We start from the raw sequence: 17,436 nt of genomic DNA, 5'->3' as shown, positions 1-17,436 counted from the left end.
AGGACGCCGGTGCGGTGGGGGCCGGGCGGGGACACTCCTGTGCGGCCCGCGCCGGGAGACCCTGTCGGCGCCGGGGGTTGCGGCGTGCACGTCCGCACCGGCGTCCACGTCCGGCCCGCCCGTGCTCAGTGGTGCATCCGCGCGCCCTTCATCACCTTGTCCACCCCGTTCCGCGGCCCGTACACGGCCATCCCCACGAGGTCCAGGTCCGCCGCCGGCACGGCCCGCACGGCCGCCCGGTTGTCCCGGTCGTTGCCGGTGGCGAACAGGTCGGAGGTGAAGACGGCTCGCGGCAGCTGCCGGGACAGCGCACGGCCGTGGGCGGAGGTCAGCGTCTCCTTGGACCCCTCGAAGACGAGGACGGGCTGCCGGAACATGGACAGATAGGCGGTCCCGTCGGCGTCCTCGTAGGGCTCGCCGATCACCTCGGGGACGGCGCTGCCGAGGCCGCTGACGAGGAACGCCGTCACGTTGAGCCGCTGCCAGGGCTCCAGGTCGTCCCGCAACAGGACGGCGATCTTGGTGTCGAAGCGGATGGGTTCGATGTCCGGGCTGCCGGTGCTGCTGCTCATACGTCGAGACTGCCGACCGCCGTACCGCGTCGTCTTGTACGTTCTTTGCATGGCCCCGCATCGGGAGATCACGGCGTGGCGTCCGGGAGTCCCGGGTGTCGTGGAGGTCTTCCACGCCCACTACACCGAGTACGCGTACCCGATGCACGTGCACGAGGCGTGGACGCTGCTGATCGTCGACGACGGGGCGGTGCGGTACGACCTCGACCGGCACGAGCACGGCACCCCGCACGACACGGTCTCGCTGCTCCCGCCGTACGTCCCCCACAACGGTTCGCCGGTCACCGAGGACGGTTTCCGCAAGCGTGTCCTCTACCTCGACCTGAGCATGCTCGACGAGAGCTGGATCGGGCCCGCGACGGACGGGCCGGACCTCGTCGATCCGGTGCTGCGACGCCGCGTCGGGCAGATGCACACCGCGCTCGCGCACCCCGGGGACGAGCTGGAGGCGGAGAGCAGGCTGACGCTGGTCGCGGAGCGGCTGCGCGGCCGGCTGCGCCCCCGGGTGGCCGGCACGCCGGCGCGCCGCGACCGCCCGCTCGCCCGCCGACTGCGCGAACTCCTCGACGAGCGGCTGGTCGCGGGCCTCACCCTCGACGAGGCGGCCGGGCTGGTGCACGCCCATCCCGCCCATCTGGTGCGGGCGTTCAGCGAGGCGTACGGCATCGCCCCGCACCAGTACCTGATGTCCCGTCGCGTCGACCGCGCCCGCCGTCTGCTGCTCGACGGCGGGGCGCCGGGCGAGGTCGCCGCAGCGACCGGCTTCTACGACCAGTCCCATCTCGGCCGCCATTTCAAGCGGTTGGTGGGCGTGACGCCGGGCCGGTACGCGCGCACCGGCATCGGCAGGCCGGCCGCAGGACCGTTCTAGAGGTCGCGCTGGGCCTCGTACAGATTGCGCGGGCGCACCACGTCCGTGGTCCCGTATAGCTCCAGGCGGGAGTGCAGGTCCCCGGTGAAGTCCGCTACGTCGATCTGGTCGAACTCGCTGACCTCGTTGACCCCGACGGTGGCGCTGCGGGGAGCGAGGCCGTCGATCTTCATGAGGCCGGCACGGCCGTTGGTCACGCGGATGTTCCAGTGGGTGAAGCGCGCGCCGAACAGCGGTCCGGCGGAGGCGTCGCCGCCGTGGCGGCCGTTGTTGTTCACCGTGATGTCGGTGCGGACGTTCGCGAACGGCAGCCCGCGGTGGCTGTCGAAGGTGCCCATCTGCATGTCCCCGCGCGACCAGACGTTGTACGAGGACAGGCCTTCGACGTTGATGCCGTGGAGCTGCGTCCCGGCGGGGGCGGGCACCGTGCGCTGCTCGACGGTGAAGTTCTCGACGAGGTTGTCGTGCGAGCCTTCGCGGCAGAAGTACGGGTGGTGCGAGCCGCGGCCGGCGACCGTGGTGCGGCGCAGGGTGCAGGCGGAGGCGGCGACGAGACCGAAGCCGTTGTCCACGTGGCGTACGACGACGTCGTCGGCCCAGCATTCGTAGGCACACTGGAAGACGACGCCGTTGTACCCCTTGTCGAGCAGGTGCGGTGACTGCGGGGTCTCGACGGCCTCCAGGGTGAGTCCCTCGACCCCCGAGCCGGTCAGTTCCGGCACGTGCGTGGTCAGGCGCGGGTCCCATTCGGGCCGGACGTCCAGCGGGAGGGGGCGCTCCAGGGTGACCTTGCGGCCGCGGACGTGCGTGATGCGCACGGGCCACTCGTAGGGGACGTACGACGTGAGTTTCGTCTTGTCGTCCCAGTAGTACGCCTCGGGGCCGGGGCCGCCGCCCGACACGTGCTCCAGGAGCGTGTGGCCGGCGTCGTCGGCGAGGCGGAGCAGGACGAGCCAGCCGGGCCGCAGCCGGGACGCGTCGGCGACCGTCACGGTCCAGGAGCCCTGGCGGGCGGGTTCGACCGTCGTGAGAGTCTCCCACTCGTCGCGCCTGTTGCCGGTCCAGCCCTCGAAGGGCCAGGCCTTCGCCCTGATCGCGGCGATGAGCGACTCCCAACGGGCGGTCGGGGCCAGCCAGATGAGACCGCCCGCCCAGGACCAGGAGGATTTGTCGCCGCCGTAGCGGGAGCCGTAGGCGCCGATCAGCTCGGTGAGATTCCGGGTCGCGTACAGCTTCGTACGGTCGCTGCCGGCACCGCGCAGGACGACGTTCGAGTGCCCGAGGCGAATCAGGTCGTCGATGCGGAAGGTGCCGGGCGGGATGAGAACCGTGCCACCGCCGGCCCTCCCGGCAGCGGCGATGGCACGGTTGATCGCGGGGGCACAGTCGGTGCTGCCGTCGTCCGTCACGTCGCCGTGGTCGCGGATGTCGGCGACGACGGGGCGGCGGGGGAAGCGGGCCGCCCCGCCGCCGCGGCCGGACCGGCCGACGAACGGGATCTGCGGGTGGGTGAACGGCGTGCGGGTGAACTCGTGCCAGAGGGCGGGGACTTGGCCCTGTCCTGCGGCGGGGGCGTGGCCCTGTTGCGCGGGGGACGCGGCGGCCGTCCCCGCCGCGCCGGTCACGGCGACGGCGGCCACGGCGGTGGCGCCGGCGAGCAGGCGCCGTCTGCTGACGGTGCCGCTCCCGATGTTCCCCTCGCCGCGGTCGAGCGCCGCGCTCTCGCCGTTCCCGCCGTTCCCGTTGCTCCCGTTGCTCCCGAAGATCTCGTTACTCATGCCCGTCCGCCCCCCACTATTTCCATGGATGTGAACGATGTTCAGATCTGCGTCGGCGGCGAGCATGCCACGAGGACTCCGGGCGGGGAAGAGGGTGCGCGAGCCCTAATTGCCGAGCGGCGTCGGTCAGTTGGCGGGACGCTGGGTCAGATGACTGAACGCGTCCAGATTGCGGGTCGATTCACCGCGGGACACCCGCCAGGCGTACTCCCGGCGGATCGCGGACGCGAAGCCGAGCTCCAGAAGGGTGTTGAAGGCGCCGTCGGCGGCCTCCAGGACGGAGCCGAGCAGCCGGTCGACCTCCTGCGGGGTGACCGCGGCCAGCGGCAGCTTTCCGACCAGGTAGACGTCCCCGAGCGGGTCGACCGCGTAACCGACCCCGTAGAGCCTCAGGTTGCGCTCCAGCAGCCAGCGGTGGACCGCCTCCGCGTTCTCGTCGGGGTGGCGGATCACGAACGCGTTCAGCGACAGCGAGTGCTTGCCGACGATCAGCGACACGGTCGTGGACAGCTTCCGGGTACCGGGGAGCTTGACCGCGTACGTGCCGGGCTCGGGGCTCTCCCACTCGAGCTCGGCGTCCTTGAAGACCCCCTCGATGACCTGTGCCGCCCGCTGTACGTCCGCCATGCAGGGAGCGTACGTCAGAGCGGGCACGGCCCGGAGGCCGGTGCGGCCGCGGCAGGCGCCGCCGCAGGCCGGTGTCGGCCGGGGCGGGCACACACCCCGTACCGCCGCGGACGAGTGCCGGCCGTGACGGGCACCACCGCGGACCGGAGCGGGTCACGCCGGGCGCGCACCCGCCACCGAACCGGCCAGGTGTCAGCCGGTGCGCGCACGCACCCGGCGCCGGTGGGCCTGCGCCGCGGCCGTGTACACGTCCGCCGTGGCACCGGCGGCGGCGTCCCAGCCGAAGCGCTCCGCGTGACGCGCGGCGGCGGCGCCCATCCGGTCGGTGAGCGCCCGGTCGTCCGCGAAACGGCGCAGCACGCGCGCGTAGGCGGCGGGGTCGTGGCCCTGCACAAGGAAGCCGGTCTTCTGGTCGCACACGGCGACGGGCAGTCCGCCGACCGACGCCGCGAGCACCGGCGTACCGGCTGCCTGCGCCTCGATGGCGACCAGGCCGAAGGACTCGCTGTACGAGGGCATGACCAGCACCGACGCCGCCCGGAACCAGTCCGCCAGCTGCTCCTGGCCGACGGGCGGCCTGAAGCGCACGACGTCGGCGATGCCCAACCGCGCGGCGAGTTTCTGCAGCCCCTCGGGCTTGGCGAGACCGCTGCCGCTGGGGCCGCCGACGACGGGGACGACGATCCTGCCGCGCAGTTCCGGACACTCGTCGAGCAGGACGGCGACCGCGCGCAGCAACACGTCGGGGGCCTTCAGGGGCTGTATGCGGCCCGCGAACAGGGGGATCAGCGCGTCCTGCGGGAGCCCGAGGCGGGCCCGGGCGGCGGCGCGGCCGTCAGCGGGACGGAAGCGGTCGAGGTTGACGCCGGGGTGGACGACGGCGACCTTTCCGGGTTCGGCGTCGTAGTGGCGGACGAGCTCGTCCGCCTCCTCCGCGGTGTTCGCGATGAGGCGGTCGGCCGCGCGCACGATCTGGGTCTCGCCGATGACACGGGCGGCCGGCTCGGGGGTGTCGCCCTCGGCCAGCGCGGCGTTCTTGACCTTCGCCATGGTGTGCATCGCGTGCACCAGGGGCGCACCCCAGCGCTCGGCGGCGAGCCAGCCGACGTGGCCGGAGAGCCAGTAGTGCGAGTGGACCAGGTCGTAGTAGCCGGGGCGGTGGCCGGCCCAGGCCTGCATCACGCCGTGCGTGAAGGCGCACAGCTGGGCGGGCAGATCTTCCTTGGCGAGACCCTCGTAGGGGCCCGCGTCGACGTGCCGGACGAGGACGCCGGGGGCCAGCTCGACGGCCGGCGGCAGGGCGCCGGTGGTGGCGCGCGTGAAGATCTCGACCTCGATGTTGATCGCGGCGAGGCGCTGCGCGAGCTCCACGATGTACACGTTCATGCCGCCCGCGTCGCCCGTGCCGGGCTGGTGCAGCGGCGAGGTGTGCACGGAGAGCATCGCGACGCGACGGGGCCTGCGGTGCAGCCTGAGCCGTGCGGACGCCGTCGGGGAGCGACGCCCGAGCCTGCCGACGTACTGGCTCACGTGGCGTTCCTCCTTGCAGCGGGCATGCCGGTCGGAGGACGCGGTACGCCCTCCGAAGAGGGCAAACGCCGGAGCAGCCTGCTCCATTTCCTCTTTGCCGAATCATTACCCCTGCTCGCTCAACCGTTCGACAGTGGGATGCGTGCACCGCCGCACCCCCGTGACGTACGGGCTTTCGAGGCGGGCCCCGGAGCGGGCATCCTCCGGGGGCGCCCGGGGCGGTGGGCCGGGATGTTGTCCACAGGTGTGGGCGAGGGGCCGGGAGGTTGTCCACAGGTGTGACCGGCCCTCGCCGGACGCGCCTACTCTCGTACGCATGACAACCCGCGCCGCGTCCCGCCCCGTGGGTACGGTGACGCGCGGGACGACCAACCCCAACCGCCTGCGCCGCATGGACCGCTGGATCGCGGCCGTCCACGGCGCCGAACTGCGCAGTTCCGCCGACCCGGTGGCTGTCGATCTGGGGTACGGCGCGGCGCCCTGGACGGCGGTCGAGCTCCTGGCCCGACTGCGCACCACGGCACCGCGCACCCGCGTGGTGGGCGTGGAGATCGAACCGGCCCGCGTCGCGGCCGCCCGTCCGTACGAGCGCGAGGGCCTCACCTTCCGTCACGGCGGCTTCGAGGTGCCCGTGCCCGGCAGCCCGACCCTCATCCGCGCGGCCAACGTGCTGCGCCAGTACGACGAGGAGCAGGTCGCCGAGGTCTGGCGGCGCCTGTGCGCCCGCCTCGCGCCGGCCGGACCCGCCGGCCGGGGCGGGCTGCTCGTCGAGGGCACCTGCGACGAGATCGGCCGCCGGCATGTCTGGGTCGCCCTCGGCCCGGAGGGCCCCCGCACCGTCACCTTCGCCACCCGGCTCGGCTCCCTGGACCGGCCGTCCGACCTCGCCGAGCGCCTGCCGAAGGCCCTCATCCACCGCAATGTCCCGGGCGAGCCCGTCCACGCCTTCCTGCGCGACTTCGACCGCGCCTGGGCGGCCGCCGCGCCCTACGCCTCGTACGGCGCGCGACAGCGCTGGATACGCACGGTCCGCGACCTGAAGGCCGACTGGCCGGTGACCGACGGCATGACGCGCTGGCGGTTGGGCGAAGTCACCCTGCGCTGGGAGGCGTTGGCGCCGGGCACGGTCCAGGAGTCTTCCTCGGCCCGGTTCTGACACCGAAACACCTCGGCCCCGGAGCTCCGCCTCACGGCCGCCCGAGGGCCGCGACCTGCCACGCTCCGGCACCACGGCGCGAGCGGAACGAATCCGGTGACTGATTCGTCACACCGGCGGGGAGATCGTCTTGCGGAAGCGGTTACGGGGGAAGGCAGTTCTTGCCCGCCTCTGTCGCATTGCGCTCCGACATGGCACGATCCCCGATGCATCCGTAAGTTACTGACGGTAAATCAGTTTGGGGGCGGGTACATGGGATCCGGCAAGCGGAGCCTGACCACGGCGGCCATGACCCTGGCCTGCGCATGTGCCTGCGCGGTGCTGGCAACACCGGGCGTGGCGTACGCGAGTCCGACACCGACACCGACCCGGACACCCACCGCGGCCCCCACACCCGCGGCCGACAAGGACCTCGAAGCGGTCCGCGCGAAGCTGGACGAGCTTTACCACGACGCGGCGCTCGCCACGGATGCCTACAACGCGGCCGAGGAGAAGGCGAAGAAGCAGTCCGCCGAACTCGTCGACCTGGCCCGCGAGATCGTCAAGGGCCAGGCGAAACTGGACAAACTGAAGGACCGGGCGGGCGCCGCGGCGCGGGCGCAGTACCGCGGCGGAGGGCTGCCCCCCGAGGCGCGGCTGTGGCTGAGCGACGACCCGCAGGAGTTCCTGGACGGCGCGGGACGCGTGCGGCAGGGCCAGCACGCGACCAAGGGGCTGCTGGGCGAGTTGACGCGCACCCAGCAGGACTTGGAGCAGTACGCGAAGGACGCCTCCGCGCAGTGGCAGAAGCTGGAGGCCAACCGCAAGGCCAAGGCCGCGGCCAAGAAGAAGATCAAGCAGCGCATCTCCGACGCCGAGAAGCTGGAGTCCCAGCTGGAGAAGGAGGAGAAGGAGCGGCTGGCGAAGCTGGAGGAGGAGGCCGCCTATCAGGCGCAGACGGCCTGGCTGAGCTCCGGCGTCCTCGCCGAGATCAACAGCGAGGCGTCCGCGCAGGGCAAGAAGGCCGTGAAGTACGCGACCGGCCAGATCGGCAAGCCCTACGAGTGGGGCGCCGAGGGCCCGAAGTCCTACGACTGCTCGGGACTCACCTCCCAGGCCTGGGCGTCCGCCGGCCACTCCATCCCGCGCACCTCGCAGGAGCAGTGGAAGCAGCTCCACCGCGTCGACATCAAGGACATGCGCCCCGGCGACCTGATCATCTACTTCGACGACGCGAGCCACGTCGGGATGTACATAGGAGACGGCGCGATCGTGCACGCCCCCCGGCCCGGACGGACGGTGACGATCACCGGAGCGGGTTCGATGCCGATCCTCGGAGTCGTCCGGCCCGACGCGTGACCCGGACACCCCTCCCCTGGGCGCCGGGTGACCCGGATCCCACGCCGGGGAGCCGCGTGACCGCGTGACCTGCCCCACGTGACCCACCGCACGGTCGCCCTCGGGAGTCAACCCCGGGGACGTGACCTTCGTCATCCCCGGTGAGGTCGCGTCCTGTCCAAATGCGTTACGGGATGCGGCATATGACACTGGCGGTTTGCCGGACGCCGTGCCGTACGCCATTCCGCTGCGGCACCGGCTGACGCTATGGTCCCCGTCGGTGGGTCGAGGTCCCTTGCCCCACCACGCCCTCGGGGGGAGGGAAGGAACCCACACGATGCCCGTACCCGTACCGCGGCAGAGAGCGATCCCGGCCGTGGAGAGTGGTCAGGCTCAAGCCGTGTTCTCACCCGGCGGCCCATCCGGACATGCGACCGGCGGCCCCTCCGGGTCAGTCCCGGCGCCTCGCGCCACCGCTCCGGTCGACAGCACCACCAATCTGACCCTGCTGGTCATCGAGGACGACCCGGCCGGTTCCCTCAGCGTGCCCGAAATGCTCGACGCGGCCGGCAAGCCGATCCGCGTCCGTACCGCCCGCAACCTCACCGAGGCCGAGCGGCTGCTCACCGACGACGTCCACTGCATCCTGCTGGACCTCGCGCTGCCCGCGCCGGGCCGGGCGGTGGAGGGCGACGACGAGCTGACCGTGCTCAAGCACGTCCTTCAGCTCGCCCCCCGGCATGCCGTCCTCGCGCTCACCGCGTCCGGCGACGCCGAGCGCGGTGCCGAGGCGGTGCGGGTGGGCGCCCAGGACTACCTCCTGCGCGAGGAACTCGACGGGCGGCTGCTGAGCCGCGCCATCCGGTACGCGGTGGAGCGCAAGCGTTCCGACCGGGCCGAGCGCCGGCTCACCGAGTCCAAGCTCCGCGCCCAGGAGAACGCGCGCCTGGAGCGCGGCCTGCTGCCGACCCCGCTGCTGGACGGCTCCCCGCTGCGTTTCGCCGCGCGCTACCGTCCGGGCCGCTCCCGCGCCCTGCTCGGCGGCGACTTCTACGACACCGTGCGCACTGCCGACGGCACTGTGCACGCGATGATCGGCGACGTCTGCGGGCACGGGCCCGACGAGGCGGCGCTCGGGGTGGAGCTGCGCATCGCCTGGCGCGCGCTGACCTTCGCGGGCCTGTGCGGCGACGAGCTCCTCTCGACGCTCCAGCAGGTCCTGGAGCACGAGCGCGAGAACGACGAGATCTTCGCGACGCTGTGCACCGTGGACATCGCTCCGGACGGCCGCCGCGCCGGGCTCTGTCTGGCCGGTCACCCGTCCCCGCTGATCGCCCGCCCCGGCCGCCAGGCCGAGCTGCTGCCGTACGAGAACAACGGCCCCGCGCTCGGTCTGCTGCCGCACGCGCGCTGGCCGCGCATGCAGGTGGAGCTGGGCGCGGCGTGGAGCCTGATGCTGTACACCGACGGCCTGATCGAGGGCCACATCGGTGAGGGCAAGGACCGGCTCGGCCAGGACGGCATGGTGGACATGGTCCGCCGTCAGCTGGCCCAGGGGCTCCAGGGAGAGGAACTGCTGCGCGCCGCGGTGAGCGAGGTGCGCGAACTCAACGGCGGTGAGCTGACGGACGACGTGGCGGTGCTGCTGCTGGACAGGACGCCCTGAGGCCCGCCTGTCCGATCGTGCCCGGGCCACGGGGTCCGCGGCACGCGCACCTGTGCCGTGCGGGGGCGGTGGGACACGGCTGCGGCGGAGTCACCGGCCGCCGCTCATCCGGTCGGCAGGGTCACCGGCCGCCGTTGTACGGGCCGTAGGGGCCGTCGCTGCTGCTTCCGCCGCGGCGGCCGCCGCCGGAGACCTGGCGCAGCGCGGGGCGTACGTCCACGAAGAAGACGATGGTCGCGATCAGACCCGCGATCTGCAGGAACAGCATCGGCACCAGAAGGTTCACGGCGACCGTGACGCCGAGGATGATCAGCCAGAACATCTTGTTCTGCTTGTCGGCGGCGCGATACGCGTCCTCACGGGCGACCGCGGCCATCACCAGCGCCACCACGGCGAGCACCAGCATGGCAGTGAAGATCAGCCACATGAAGCCGCCGAATGCCGTCATCAGCACTATGCCCACCGCCCGGGTCGAGTCGTCTCTACGGCCACCGTACCCGGAGAACGGGCCGGGAACTCCGAGAGTGCCCGGCCCGTGCCCACATCGCGACGTGCCGGCCCGAGCGGGCCGGCACCTCGTGCGCTGGTGACCGCCGAACGGCGGACAGCCGCCTACTTCGCGGGCGGGGTGGTCTTCTTCGCCGTGGCCTTGCGGGCCGCCGGGGCCTTCTTCGCCGCGGGCTTCTTGGCCTCGGCGGGCTCGGCCACGACCGTGACGGTCCTGCCCTCGTCCTTGACCTCGACCGGTTCGGCCTTCGGCTCGACGGCCACCGCGAGGTCCTCGATCTCGTCGGCGACCTCGCCGCGCCAGGTCTTCACGGTCTGCTCGCCGCGCTCGGCGACCTTCTCGTAGGTCTCCCGGGCCTTGACGGCGTACTCGGCGGCGACGCCGACACCGCGCAGGGCGAGGTCCTGGGCGGACTCACCGAGCTTCTTCAGGTCGGTGTCGAGGGTGCTGATGAAATCCGTGACCCGGGTCTGGATCGTCTCCTGCGCCTCCTTGGCGCGGGCGGCGGCCTTCTCCTGGACGGCGTTCGGATCGATGTTGCGGACGGTCTCGATGCGTGCCGGGGCCTCGGCACGGAGCTGCTCCACGATGCCCGGCACCTTCCGGGCCTGCTCCACGGCCAGGTCGGCCGTGCCGGCGAGGAAGTAGAGCGGGGTCGGGTCGGTGGCGGCCTTGCGGATGTCGTCGGTGATGGCCATGACGATGGTCCTCCCGTGTGGCGTTCGGCTGAGGGTTTTGGTTGTCCGCGGCAAGACCGGCCCGCATACGGTCGTTCCGGCGGTGCTCGTGCTGCTCATCTGCGGATCAACTGGCGGTCTGCTGCGGATCGGCACCGCTGCCGTCGGCCGTGCGGGGGCCGCGGGCTGCGTTGTCCGGTCTGTCCTGAGCTGCGGGTATGCCGGTGCCGTCGTGCAGATGGGCACCGGGCATCTCGGGGCTCTGCGCGTCCTCGTCCGGCCGGGCGATCTCGAATCCGTTCTCCTTGCGGAAGGACTCGTAGATCTGGAGCAGCACCTGCTTCTGCCGCTCGTTCAGCGTGGGATCGGCGAGGATGACGGCGCGCGTCTCCACCTCGTCCCGGTCCCGCTCGGCGTCGAGGATGCCGGCCCGCACGTAGAGCGTCTCGGCGGAGATCCGCAGCGCCTTGGCGACCTGCTGCAACACCTCCGCGCTCGGCTTGCGCAGCCCGCGCTCGATCTGGCTCAGGTACGGATTGGACACTCCGGCGGCGTCGGCGAGCTGCCGCAGCGACAGCTGCGCGCTGCGCCGCTGTTCCCGCAGGTACTCACCAAGATTGCCGACGTTGAGCGATGCCATGCCTCCACCTTGCCGCACTCTCGCTAACAATTGCAAGCACCCGCTTGCAAAAGTGCGCCATGTCATGCGGCGACCACCTCGTCACACCGCGATACGACTGTGCGGCCTACACACTGAGCAGCCAGGCGGGGCCGCGGCGGCTGGACGGTGTCGATCTGCCACAGGCCCATGCCCACGACCTTTCGCATCTCGGCGAAACAGTGAACAAGACCCCGGGCCACTCCGAGACTCTGTCGCATGCGCAGCTACCGAACCCTGTTCCGCGTACCGGAGTTCAGACCGTTCCTGCTCTCCTTCGCCGCTTTCGCCGCGGCCCAGACGGTCGGTGCGCTGGCCCTCGGCACGCTGGTCTTCCGGGCCACCGGCTCTCCGCTCCTTTCGGCGGTGAGCATGTTCGGCCCGCAGCTGGCACAGCTCGTGGGGGGCACGTTCCTGCTCTCGGGTGCCGACCGCCTGCCCCCGCGCGCGATCCTGTCCGGTCTCGCCCTCGCCTTCGCGGCCGGCACGGCGGTGCTGGCGCTGCCCGGCCTGTCGGTCGGGGCGCTCCTCGCCGTCGTACTCCTGCAGGGCCTGGTCGCGTCGCTGGGCGGCGGTGTCCGCGGGGGGCTGCTGAACGAGATCCTGCCCAAGGACGGCTACGTCCTGGGCCGTTCGGTCTTCAACATGCTCTGGGGCCTCACGCAGGTGAGCGGTTTCGCGACGGGCGGCGCACTGCTGGCGCTCCTGTCCCCACGGACCTGTCTGCTCCTCGCGGCGGCGCTGTATCTGGCGTCGGCCGTCGTCACCCGCCTGGGCCTCTCCGCCCGCCCGCCGCGCGCCTTTGGCCGCCCCTCCCTGTCGGCGACCTGGCGCACCAACGTCCTCCTGTGGTCCTCACGCCCCCGCCGCCTCACATACCTGGGCCTGTGGGTCCCCAACGGCCTGGTGGTCGGCAGCGATTCGCTCTACGTCTCCTACGCACCCTCGGCCGCCGGCACGCTGTACGCGTGCGGGGCGCTGGGCATGTTCGTGGGCGACATGGCGGTGGGCCGCCTGGTCCCGCCCGCGGTGCGCCCGCGGCTCGCGACCCCGCTGCGCCTGCTGCTCGCGGCTCCCTACCTGTTCTTCGTCCTGCGGCCGGGAGTGGCGCTGTCGGCCGTGGCCTGCACCGTCGCCTCCGTCGGCTTCGCCGCGAGCCTGGTCCTGCAGGAGCGCCTGATGTCCCTCACCCCTGACGACCTCGCGGGCCAGGCCCTCGGCCTGCACGCCACCGGCATGGCCGCCCTCCAGGGCGCCGGCGCCGCCCTCGCGGGCACACTGGCCCAACTGACCTCCCCGGCCACGGCGATGACGCTGATGGCGGCCGGATCGGTCGCCGTGTCCCTGACCCTCGCGGCCCTGGGCCGGCACGAGGAACGACAGCCGGCCGTCCCCGGTGCGGGTCCGGGCGTCCCGTCGGAACCGGCCGCCACGGACTAGCCGGGGCTCTCCGGCGGATGGGGCGACCACGGACCTTGGCGCGCCCGGTCCGTACGGATCAGCGGTGGTGGCACCACATGGCACCGCATGGCGCTGAGTGGCACTGGGTGGCGCCGTGTGACCTTCGGGCGGAACCGCATGACATCGGATGGCGTCACATGGTGCCGCTCGGCATCATGTGGCGCCATCCAGCGCCAGGGCTGGTGCCTGGCCCTGTGCGCACCCGGCTACTTCTGGTCGAAGGCGGTCTTCGACCGCGATCCGAAGTAACCGCGGCGACCGCGCGGGCCGCCTGTCGCGGCCCGCACCGCCCGAGGGCGGCGTACTCCGACTCCGCGTCGGCGTGCGCCGCCCCGTCCGCGTACTCCGACTCCGCGTCGGCGCTGCCCCCCTCGGCCTTCTCAGCCGGCGGCGGCGCCGAACCACTTCGGCAGACGGCCGAGCAGATCCTGCTGGTCCTCACCGACCCACGCCACATGGCCGTCCGGCCGGAGCAGCACCGCGGGCACGTCCAACTCCTCGCCTGCGTCGACGACATGGTCGACCCGGTCCTCCCAGCCCGCGACCGAGAGCCGTCCGGTCCGATCGAGCAGCAGTCCCCGGCCGCCGTGCATCAGCTCGTAGAGACGCCCCTGCGTCAGCTTCACGTCCCGCAGCCGCCGGCCGAGCAGTTCGTGACCCTCGCCGAAGTCGTAGCGGACCCCGACCGCGGTGATCAGGCCGGTCACGTACGCGTTCACCTCCTCGAAGTCCATCAGCTTCGAGAACAGCTCCCGCAGGGCGGTCGCACCCGGATCGGTCCCCAGCAGCGTGATCTGCGCGCGGGTGTTGTCCAGCACGGCGGCACCCACCGGATGGCGTTCGGCGTGGTAGCTGTCCAGCAGCCCCTCCGGCGCCCAGCCGTCCACCTCGGCGGCCAGCTTCCAGCCGAGGTTGAACGCGTCCTGCACGCCGAGGTTGAGCCCCTGCCCGCCGGTCGGCGGGTGGATGTGCGCAGCGTCGCCGGCCAGCAGCACCCGGCCGACCCGGTAGCGCTCGGCCTGCCGGGTGGCATCCCCGAACCGGGACAGCCAGCGCGGCGAGTGCACGCCGAAGTCGGTGCCCGCGACGGCCCGCATCTGCCGCTTGAACTCGTCGAAGGTCGGCGCGGTCGCCCGCCCCTCGGACACGCCCGCGGCGGGGACGACGACGCGGTACGTGCCGTCGTCGTTGGCGATGGTGCCGAACCGCAGCTGGGTCTTGCGGACCTCCGCGACGACGGCCTCGACCCTCGCCGGGTCCTCGGTCATCTCCATGTCGCCCAGCAGCGTCTCGACCGTGGCGGGCACACCGGGGAAACCGACGCCGATCAGCCTGCGGACCACGCTGCGGCCGCCGTCGCAGCCGACGAGGTAGCGCGAACGCAGCCGCGTGCCGTCCGCCGCCTCGACGGTCACCCCGTCCTCGTCCTGGCTCAGCCCGACCACTTCGCAGCCGCGCCTGATCTCGGCACCGAGTTCGAGGGCACGCTCGCGGAGCAGGCGCTCGGTGGCCGGCTGGAGGGTGGAGAGTCCGTACGGGTGCGCCGTGTCCAGCCGGTCCGGCCAGGGCTTGACGATGCCGCCGAAGAGTCCGCCGACCTGGAACGTGTCGCTGACCGCGAGGAACCGGTCCAGCAGGCCGCGCTGATCCATCACCTCGACGCTGCGCGCGTGCAGACCGCGCCCGCGGGTCTCCTTGGTCGGCTCGGTCAGCTTCTCCAGCACGACCACGTTCACGCCGTGCAGCCGCAACTCGCCGGCCAGCATCAGGCCGGTCGGTCCGCCGCCGACCACGATCACGTCCATCATCAGCACGCCCGTTCAACGAGATGGCGCAGGTGCAGGTCCTGGCCTCGGCGGACGATTGTGCGGCACGGACCGGGCCTTGCCGCAAGGCCCCCTGTGCGCTATACGTTGAGAGTGGCAAGGAGCAGGTACTCCTTGCCCTTTGTCGTCTCCGGGCCCCTTCCCGTCCCCGGCGGGTACCCGTCCCCGGGGCACGTGCTCACCCGGGGAACCGTTCCCGCCCCGGGCCCGCCCCTGTCTCCCGGGCCGCGCCCGGCGGGCGGCCTCGCCGGGCGGTTACGCCGTCCACTCCTCCTTCAGGAGTCCGAACAGCACCTCGTCGTGCCAGGTGTCGCCCACGCGTACGGCGGCCCTGCGGCGGCCCTCCTCGACGAAACCGGCCGCGCGGAAGGCACGGATGGCGCGCTCGTTGCCGCTCCAGGTCTCCAGGTCGACGCGGCGCAGACGGCAGGCGCCGAAGAGGTGGCCCAGCAGCAGGCGCAGCGCCTCGGAGCCGTGGCCGCGGCCCCAGCGGTCCCGTTCGCCGATGGTGATGCCGACCGTCGCCCGGCCGGTGAACGGGTTGAGATCGCGGTAGTCGGCCATGCCGATCGCACGGCCGTCGGCCAGGTCCTCCACGGTGAAGGTGTTCTCGGAACGCGGGTCGTCGCGGAGCCGGACCTCGTGGAAGGACGCCAGGGCCTCCCGTGTGACGGGGCCGAACTGCGGATTGCCGCCGGTGGCCCAGTGCACGACCTCCGGGTCGTTCCGCCAGCGCACGTGTGCGTCCAGGTCCTCGGCGCTCAGCGCCCGCAGTCGTACCAACGTGCCTTCGATCATGGGGTGATCATATGGACCGGCGGCCGGGGCCCTGAGCCGTCCGCGAGGCCGGAGAACCGTCCCGGCCGACGTGCTCCGCCAGGAAGTCCTCCCACGTCCGCTTCCCGGTGTCCGCCCCGTCGAGCGTGAGGTTGTCGCCCGCCCGGTAGGCGCGGCCCGCCTTGCCGGGTATACGGACCGGCATCGTCGGACGGCGCTTCCCGGACGCCTTCAGGTATCCGCGGGCCAGGTCGCCGAGGCCGTACACCTCGGGTCCCGCGAGGTCGGGCACCAGCCCCGACGGTCCGCCCAGGGCGAGTTCCGCGATGCGGGCCGCCACGTCACGTGCGTCGACCGGCTGGAGGCGCAGCCCGCCCGGCACCGGGAACACGGGCGACTTCGCCATCGCCCGCACCGTCTTCAGGGTCAGTTCGTGGAACTGGGCCGCCCGCAGAGTCGTCCACGGCAGCCCCGACTCGGCCACCGCCCGTTCGGCGGCCAGTTTCGACCTGAGCCAGGCCAGCGGCACCCGGTCCGCGCCGATGACCGAGATGAGGACGAAGTGCCCTACGTCCGCGGACCGCGCGGCCCGGACCAGGTTGCGGGTCGCGATGTCGTCGCCCTTGGGACCGCCCGCGAGGTGCACGACGGTGCCGACCCCTTCCAGCGCCGTCCCGATCCCCTCGCCGTCGAGCAGGTCCACGGCCACGTGGTCGACGCCGTCGGCGTCCGCACCTCCCGCCCCGCCGGTGGGCCGGCCGTTCCGGCTGAGCACCCGCACCTCGCGCCCCGCCTCGCACAGCAGCGGGACGACGAGCCGTCCGAGCGTGCCGGTGCCGCCCGTGACCAGGGTGATCGACGTGTCGAGAGCCATTGCCACTCCTTGTTCCATGAGGGCCGGGACGATCGAATTCCGGTGCCCTCAGCGGGTTTTCGGTGTTCTACTTCGCTGACACTCCGCGCGAAGGGAATGTGACACGGTGGGCGAGAGCGCATGGCCGGCCGAGTGGTTCGAAGAGCACCGGACGCATCTGCGGGCCGTCGCGTACCGGATGCTCGGGTCGGTGAGCGAGGCGGAGGACGCCGTCCAGGAGACCTGGTTGCGGGCCGACCGCGCCGGCGCCGACGGCGTGGGGAACCCGGCCGGCTGGCTGACCACGATCGTGACGCGGGTGTGCCTCAACATGCTCCGCACCCGTAAGGCGCGGCGCGAGGAGCCCCTCGACCTCCGGGTGGTCGACGCGCCGGTCCCGCCCGAGGACGGCGGCGACCCCGAGGAGGAGGCCGCGCTCGCCGACTCGGTCGGCGTCGCGATGCTCGTGGTCCTGGACACGCTCTCCCCGGCCGAGCGGCTCGCCTTCGTGCTGCACGACATGTTCGCCGTGCCCTTCGACGAGATCGGCCCGATGCTGGAGAAGTCCCCCGCCGCGGTACGGCAGCTCGCCAGTCGCGCCCGGCGCCGGGTGAAAGGGGTCTCGCCCCTGCCGGACACCGATCTGACGCGCCGTCGGCGGGTCGTCGACGCCTTCCTGGCCGCCACCCGCGGCGGGAACTTCGACGCCCTGGTCGCCCTGCTCCACCCGGACGTGGTCCTGCACGCCGACGCGTCCGTCATCCCGACGCCCGGACCGGTCGTCGTCAGCGGTGCCGTCCCCGTCGCCGAGGGCGCGATGGCCGCCACCGGCCGCGCCCGCTTCACCGGCGTCGCGCTCCTCGACGGCTCGGTCGGACTGGCGATGGCTCCCTTCGGCCGCCTCGCCCTGGTCCTCGCCTTCGACTTCGCCGACGACGGTCGCGTCACCGCGATCCGCGTCGTCGCCGACCCGGACCGGCTGCGCGAGGTCGCGGTCGCGGTTCCGTGGGACCCGGCGCATCCGGAAGACCCCACGGCGCGGGAGAAGACCTCGTGATGCCGGGAGGAGCTGACGCGCGGAAATACCGCTCCCGGGAAAGCCGTGCTTGCCCGACCGGAATGCACCGGTGCGGAAATACGGCATTGCGCCGGCGCGGCA

17 protein-coding genes are annotated in these 17,436 nt (G+C 72.4%); 7 read left to right on the top strand and 10 right to left on the bottom strand.

Annotated elements, in window-relative coordinates; genetic code table 11:
* Positions 1–125: 125 nt before the first annotated feature.
* Positions 126–572, bottom strand: a complete 447-nt coding sequence (locus H305_RS0133890; RefSeq protein ID WP_028804382.1) for a DUF2000 family protein — start codon at positions 570–572, stop codon at positions 126–128.
* Between the two features lie 49 nt (positions 573–621).
* Here H305_RS0133890 and H305_RS0133885 point away from each other — a divergent pair, with 49 nt between their 5' ends.
* Positions 622–1,443, top strand: a complete 822-nt coding sequence (locus H305_RS0133885; RefSeq protein WP_028804381.1) for a helix-turn-helix transcriptional regulator — start codon at positions 622–624, stop codon at positions 1,441–1,443.
* Here H305_RS0133885 and H305_RS0133880 read toward each other — a convergent pair.
* The 3 genes from H305_RS0133880 to mshA form a co-directional block, all read right to left on the bottom strand.
* Positions 1,440–3,221, bottom strand: a complete 1,782-nt coding sequence (locus H305_RS0133880) for a glycosyl hydrolase family 28-related protein (protein ID WP_078629380.1) — start codon at positions 3,219–3,221, stop codon at positions 1,440–1,442. The genes H305_RS0133885 and H305_RS0133880 overlap by 4 nt on opposite strands.
* A 126-nt stretch (positions 3,222–3,347) precedes the next feature.
* Entirely contained in the window at positions 3,348–3,848 is a 501-nt protein-coding gene (locus H305_RS0133875; protein WP_028804379.1) for a YbjN domain-containing protein, read from the bottom strand.
* Between the two features lie 192 nt (positions 3,849–4,040).
* Positions 4,041–5,378, bottom strand: coding sequence for a D-inositol-3-phosphate glycosyltransferase (gene mshA / locus H305_RS0133870; protein WP_028804378.1), 1,338 nt, complete (start codon positions 5,376–5,378; stop codon positions 4,041–4,043).
* A gap of 316 nt (positions 5,379–5,694) precedes the next feature.
* On the opposite strand from mshA, the gene H305_RS0133865 reads away from it, so the two are divergent.
* The 3 genes from H305_RS0133865 (at position 5,695) to H305_RS0133855 (ending at position 9,517) form a co-directional block, all read left to right on the top strand.
* Positions 5,695–6,534: an SAM-dependent methyltransferase gene (locus H305_RS0133865; protein ID WP_107440153.1), complete on the top strand. Its 840-nt coding sequence runs from the start codon at positions 5,695–5,697 to the stop codon at positions 6,532–6,534.
* Positions 6,535–6,786: 252 nt separating this feature from the next.
* Positions 6,787–7,872: a C40 family peptidase gene (locus tag H305_RS0133860; protein WP_028804376.1), complete on the top strand. Its 1,086-nt coding sequence runs from the start codon at positions 6,787–6,789 to the stop codon at positions 7,870–7,872.
* Between the two features lie 316 nt (positions 7,873–8,188).
* Positions 8,189–9,517 carry a PP2C family protein-serine/threonine phosphatase gene (locus tag H305_RS0133855; RefSeq protein WP_028804375.1) on the top strand — a complete coding sequence of 443 codons (1,329 nt, stop codon included), beginning with the start codon at positions 8,189–8,191 and terminating at the stop codon, positions 9,515–9,517.
* 121 nt (positions 9,518–9,638) lie between these two features.
* Here H305_RS0133855 and H305_RS0133850 read toward each other — a convergent pair whose 3' ends face one another.
* The 3 genes from H305_RS0133850 to H305_RS0133840 all read right to left on the bottom strand — a co-directional run bounded on the left by H305_RS0133850 (position 9,639) and on the right by H305_RS0133840 (position 11,342).
* Positions 9,639–9,965, bottom strand: a complete 327-nt coding sequence (locus H305_RS0133850; protein WP_373557557.1) for a DUF2516 family protein — start codon at positions 9,963–9,965, stop codon at positions 9,639–9,641.
* 164 nt (positions 9,966–10,129) lie between these two features.
* On the bottom strand, positions 10,130–10,723 hold the full coding sequence (locus H305_RS0133845; RefSeq protein WP_028804373.1) for a hypothetical protein: 594 nt from the start codon (positions 10,721–10,723) through the stop codon (positions 10,130–10,132).
* A gap of 106 nt (positions 10,724–10,829) precedes the next feature.
* Complete coding sequence (locus tag H305_RS0133840) at positions 10,830–11,342, bottom strand: helix-turn-helix domain-containing protein (RefSeq protein WP_028804372.1); 513 nt, start codon at positions 11,340–11,342, stop codon at positions 10,830–10,832.
* 237 nt (positions 11,343–11,579) lie between these two features.
* On the opposite strand from H305_RS0133840, the gene H305_RS0133835 reads away from it, so the two are divergent.
* Entirely contained in the window at positions 11,580–12,800 is a 1,221-nt protein-coding gene (locus H305_RS0133835; protein ID WP_028804371.1) for an MFS transporter, read from the top strand.
* A gap of 138 nt (positions 12,801–12,938) precedes the next feature.
* Complete coding sequence (locus tag H305_RS55845; RefSeq protein WP_267880809.1) at positions 12,939–13,070, top strand: hypothetical protein; 132 nt, start codon at positions 12,939–12,941, stop codon at positions 13,068–13,070.
* A gap of 131 nt (positions 13,071–13,201) precedes the next feature.
* Here the strand turns inward: H305_RS55845 and rox are convergent, their stop codons facing one another.
* The 3 genes from rox to H305_RS47770 form a co-directional block, all read right to left on the bottom strand.
* A complete protein-coding gene (rox, locus tag H305_RS0133830) occupies positions 13,202–14,629 on the bottom strand; it encodes a rifampin monooxygenase (RefSeq protein ID WP_028804370.1) in 1,428 nt (475 codons plus the stop codon).
* A 273-nt stretch (positions 14,630–14,902) separates the two neighbouring features.
* Positions 14,903–15,445: a GNAT family N-acetyltransferase gene (locus tag H305_RS0133825; RefSeq protein ID WP_028804369.1), complete on the bottom strand. Its 543-nt coding sequence runs from the start codon at positions 15,443–15,445 to the stop codon at positions 14,903–14,905.
* Positions 15,446–15,452: 7 nt separating this feature from the next.
* On the bottom strand, positions 15,453–16,298 hold the full coding sequence (locus H305_RS47770) for an SDR family oxidoreductase (RefSeq protein ID WP_051371236.1): 846 nt from the start codon (positions 16,296–16,298) through the stop codon (positions 15,453–15,455).
* A gap of 106 nt (positions 16,299–16,404) precedes the next feature.
* Between H305_RS47770 and H305_RS47765 the strand changes: the two genes are divergently transcribed.
* Entirely contained in the window at positions 16,405–17,334 is a 930-nt protein-coding gene (locus tag H305_RS47765) for a sigma-70 family RNA polymerase sigma factor (RefSeq protein ID WP_051371234.1), read from the top strand.
* Positions 17,335–17,436 lie beyond the last annotated feature (102 nt).

The organism is Streptomyces sp. 142MFCol3.1 (genome assembly GCF_000424945.1).
GTDB classification, from domain to species: domain Bacteria; phylum Actinomycetota; class Actinomycetes; order Streptomycetales; family Streptomycetaceae; genus Streptomyces; species Streptomyces siamensis.
The sequence above is the reverse complement of the archived record's forward strand: the minus strand, read 5'-3'. Positions and strand labels throughout refer to the sequence as shown.